Raw genomic sequence first — 4,246 nt, forward strand, 5'->3', positions numbered from 1 at the left:
AAAAAAGCACCTTCCAAAGAAAGTGCTTTTATATAACTTGTTCAACTATCGTCTTATTTTATATTTAAGAACGCTGCGCCACGTACGCCACCAGCGTCACCGTATTTTGCCTTCACAATTTTTGGAGCAACAGAGACTGATAGTAAGTATTTAGGTATGCGTTTAGGTAATTCTTCATAAATAAGATCAAAGTTAGATAAACCACCACCTAACACGACAACATGAGGATCGATACCGGTAAAGATGTTCGCCAAACAAATTGCTAATAACTCTAGGAAGCGTTCAACGTGCTCAACAGCTTTAGCTTCACCATCACGATAATTACCGATAATCTCAATCGCTTTTAATTCTTCGCTGTAATAGTGGTTGTAAAGCAATTCAAAACCACGGCCAGATAAGTAATTATCAATACAACCTTTTTGACCACAGCCACAGCCGAGTAACGGTGCATTCTCACCAAGGAACAACCATGCGTCTAGAGGCAGACGTGCGTGGCCTAATTCACCACCTACGTGATTTAAGCCAGAAAAGACTTTGCCATCAAAAACCATGCCGCCGCCAACACCTGTACCTAAGATCAAACCGAGTACAGATGGTGAATCTTTATGCTCATCGTCCCATGCTTCAGATAACGCAAAACAGTTTGCATCGTTATCCAGTGCTACTTTACGACCTAATTTTGCTTCTAAGTCTGCACGTAACGTACGACCTTTCGCCGCAGGAATGTTAGATGTTAACACCACACCATCACGTGCATCTTCGATGCCAGGAATGCCGATACCAACTAGACCTTCACAACCAAATGTTTCATCAGCCTGTTTAATCAAAGTAACCAAGGTATCGATAAGTTTATTGTAATCATCCCCTGGCGTAGGTACTCGCTCTGTTGCTACACGCTCAAGCTTTTCATTAAATGCCCCAAATTCAATTTTGGTACCGCCTATATCAAAGCCGTAGTACATCCTATATCCTCACAAATAATGCTCAACTACACTTGCTGAGTGTACGAAACTTTCATTGGTTTGAAAATTATCCACAGTTATCATCAAGCTATCTGTGACTAAGGACAAATTTAGCCTTATATCGATGTGCAAAGCTCTCGTTTAATGAAAAAAGTTGAGCAAAATTACACATCGTTAGCACTCTGTGTCATTAGCCCCAATGATTAATGTGACAAGGTCACAAATTAATGCGCATCCATAAATGTTTGTAGGGCTTTAAGTGATGAATCGTCTGGCAACATACGGTTCATTTTTCCGGTAATGTAATTTTCACGGAAAACATCAAACCAGAGATCCAACATCTCGGCGTTATCATGCTCACCAAACAAATCAATAATACGAGCAGCAACTTCTGCTGTACCTAATTGATTTTCTTTTGATGCTTCACGCACTTTGTAACGCGATGGTTTATCAGGGTTGATAGACAGTACAGGGAATTGATTCAGGTATGGGCTCTTACGGAACATCTTTTTCGCTTCCGCCCAACTGCCATCTAACATAATAAATAATGGGCGTTTACCTTCAGCAAGCTCAACACGCTCAGCAACACGTTCAGGCTCAGCATATTCAGCAGGGAAAACAACATAAGGTTGCCATTGCGGATCTTGTAATAATGCTAACATGTCTTGGTTAGGCTCAGTGCGAGACCAAATATAAGCAAAAGTATCTTCAAATAGATCGGCAATTAATCGTCCCGTATTACTTGGCTTTAAGATTTCATCATCAAACATAACCAGTAAGAAAGCCGCATTGGATTTGGCTAACGGGCGATGTGAACAGATACAAAGGTGCGTGCGCAACATACATTGTCGACAACGCTCAACTTTACAGCCACGAGCAAGAAAAGGACGAGTTGAACGTGCTAAACGTTCCTCATATAACGTATGTACAGCATGTATGCGCATGAAGAATGAACCTGAGACAGAAAAAACCGTCGCATTCTACCCAATAGCGCGGCTAACTTACAAAAATTAACGCAAACCTTATCTATTACTCTCTTTTCTTGCTCAAATAACAGCCGATACTACACTTGTTCAGTTTTCTACTTCCAAGTGATAACGACTTAGCATTCCTTGCTGTTGCTGGGCGATCACCGCGACGCGCTCAGCCTCATCCACTAAAGTATCTAACTGATGGTTATTCTGTTGTGCACGATTGGCAACTTGCTCTAAGTTCTGAGCGACATGCTGAGATGCACGCTCTTGTTGTTGTGTTGCAACAGCAATTGTAACCATTTGCTGGTTTATTTCTGAAATTGTACTGTTAATTAAGTTAATCGCTTTTTGAACATCGCTACTACGTTCAATGGATGACATCATTTCTTTACGGCTGATCAACATAGCATCGTTCACATCATCTGCCGCTTTATGTAATGCACTGATAGTGTTACGAATAGATTCAGTTTGCTGACTGGTTTCGCTGGCTAATTGTCTGACTTCATCTGCCACAACCGCAAAACCTCGCCCTTGCTCACCCGCTCTAGCTGCTTCAATTGCCGCATTTAACGCCAATAAATTAGTATTGTTAGCAATGGAACTGATTAACTCAACCACCTCTGTAATTTCTTTCACATAATTATCCAACTGCTGCATGCGCTTTTCATTAATCGCAAACTGCCCTTCTAAAGCTAATAATCCTTGCGTACTACACTCAATGATCCCCACGCCATTAAATGCTAATTGTTGTGCTTTCTGGGCTTGTTTTTCTGAGTCTGAACTACTTTTGGATATTTCACGAATAGACGCTTCTAGCTCCGTCATCGAGGTAGTCACAATTGCTAATTCTTCACTTTGATTTTGTAATGCAATACGAGAGGTCGTCGATGCACGCATACTTAGCTCTGCTGCACGATTTAATTCATCACTATTAGTGATCAACTGCTGTAAAGATTCTCTATCATGTTCGCATAGATCATTTAAAACTTGTCCTAACTGAGCAAACTCACTTGCCCCATTAGTATTGGCCTGTACGGTTAAATCACCATCACTGATCTTATTAACAACATCACTGATATGATCAATGGATTTCTTCACAACACGACTGATCCACAAACCAGCTAAAATGGAGACCATCAATCCAACAATGCTAAAGACAAGAAACACATGGCGAGCATCGTCGCTAGCATACATAAAATCATTTTCACCATTTTCAATCAGCTGATGTGACTGCTGAGTGATCACGCTCAATAGCGTCATGATTTGCTCTGTTTGCTGCTTAATTTCCGTATATTTACTCTTCTGCTCTTGATTTAATTGCAAAACATTCAAATAACGCTCGATAAACCCTTGTTTAGCAAATAGCTTTTTCACCATTTCAAATGGTACCGTTAAGCTAGAAAAATCATTTATAGCAGCATTAGAACGGACCAGCTCATCCCACGCATAATTCATTCCAGCCAGATTAGTACGTTTCAGATCTTTGGCGATCGCTTTCGCTTTTATTTGATCCGGCTCTGTTACTAACAACATTAAATTGCCGCCAAGCTCTACGGCATGGTTAAGAAAGTTTGTCACATTACTCATGGCGTAATCATTACCGGCATAGAGAGTGATCCCAACGCGACTCATTTCAGAGCGTACTGCTGACACCGCATAGTTCATTGTTGAACGTTCAGACGATAATTTAAGGTTATTTTGAATAATTTGTTTTTGAATGGAGTAAATTTCAAATGCCAACTGATTAATAACATCAACTTCCGATAAGTATTTGTCGGCATAGTTATTTAACCAGTTAATATGGTATTTTGAAGACAGTTCTTTGAGCTCTTTTCCGGCACTTACACCTTGTGCCAGCATATTTTGAGACAATTGGAATGTTTGATTAAGTGATGCTTCATCGTAACTCATCAACATATCACTCAAACTTTGCTCAACTTCTAATGCGCTCGTTACAATAGTGGTATTTTTAAGAGAAACAGGTACGGCTTGTTGACTTAACACTTCAAATTCTCGCGTCAGGTTTTTCAAACCATTATTACCGAATACCGATAATATGATGCCAATCGTCACCAATACGGCTAAAACAATTTGAATTCTTAAAACAATCGATAATTTTTTTGTACTGTATTTCTGCGTCACTGATCTGCCCTCTAGCTATTTTATAAGAGAGAACAGCAATACGTATAATACCCAATTACCATACTGTTATTATTATCAATACTCTCTATTGAGTATTAATTTAATAAATAAATATCTGTATATTATAAACATCTGACTCTTCAGACGATCGCATAAGTGTATATCTAG

Annotated in this window: 3 protein-coding genes; all 3 read right to left on the bottom strand. The window is 39.6% G+C overall.

Going from position 1 to position 4,246, the window contains the following annotated elements; all coding sequences use genetic code 11:
- Positions 1-53: 53 nt before the first annotated feature.
- Positions 54-962, bottom strand: coding sequence for an N-acetylglucosamine kinase (gene nagK, locus E5A76_RS07380; RefSeq protein ID WP_053989668.1), 909 nt, complete (start codon positions 960-962; stop codon positions 54-56).
- A gap of 224 nt (positions 963-1,186) precedes the next feature.
- The gene (locus E5A76_RS07385) at positions 1,187-1,906 is read right to left on the bottom strand and encodes a tRNA-uridine aminocarboxypropyltransferase (protein WP_053989667.1); all 720 of its coding nucleotides are present in this window, start codon (positions 1,904-1,906) and stop codon (positions 1,187-1,189) included.
- Between the two features lie 129 nt (positions 1,907-2,035).
- A complete protein-coding gene (locus E5A76_RS20750) occupies positions 2,036-4,078 on the bottom strand; it encodes a methyl-accepting chemotaxis protein (protein WP_161118536.1) in 2,043 nt (680 codons plus the stop codon).
- Positions 4,079-4,246 lie beyond the last annotated feature (168 nt).

The organism is Photobacterium lucens (assembly GCF_009873615.1).
Classification (GTDB): domain Bacteria; phylum Pseudomonadota; class Gammaproteobacteria; order Enterobacterales; family Vibrionaceae; genus Photobacterium; species Photobacterium lucens.

Coding starts and splice junctions, on each gene's coding strand:
- nagK (WP_053989668.1), bottom strand. CDS start 962: ATGTACTACGGCTTTGATATAGGCGGTACCAAAATTGAATTTGGGGCA.
- E5A76_RS07385 (WP_053989667.1), bottom strand. CDS start 1,906: ATGCGCATACATGCTGTACATACGTTATATGAGGAACGTTTAGCACGT.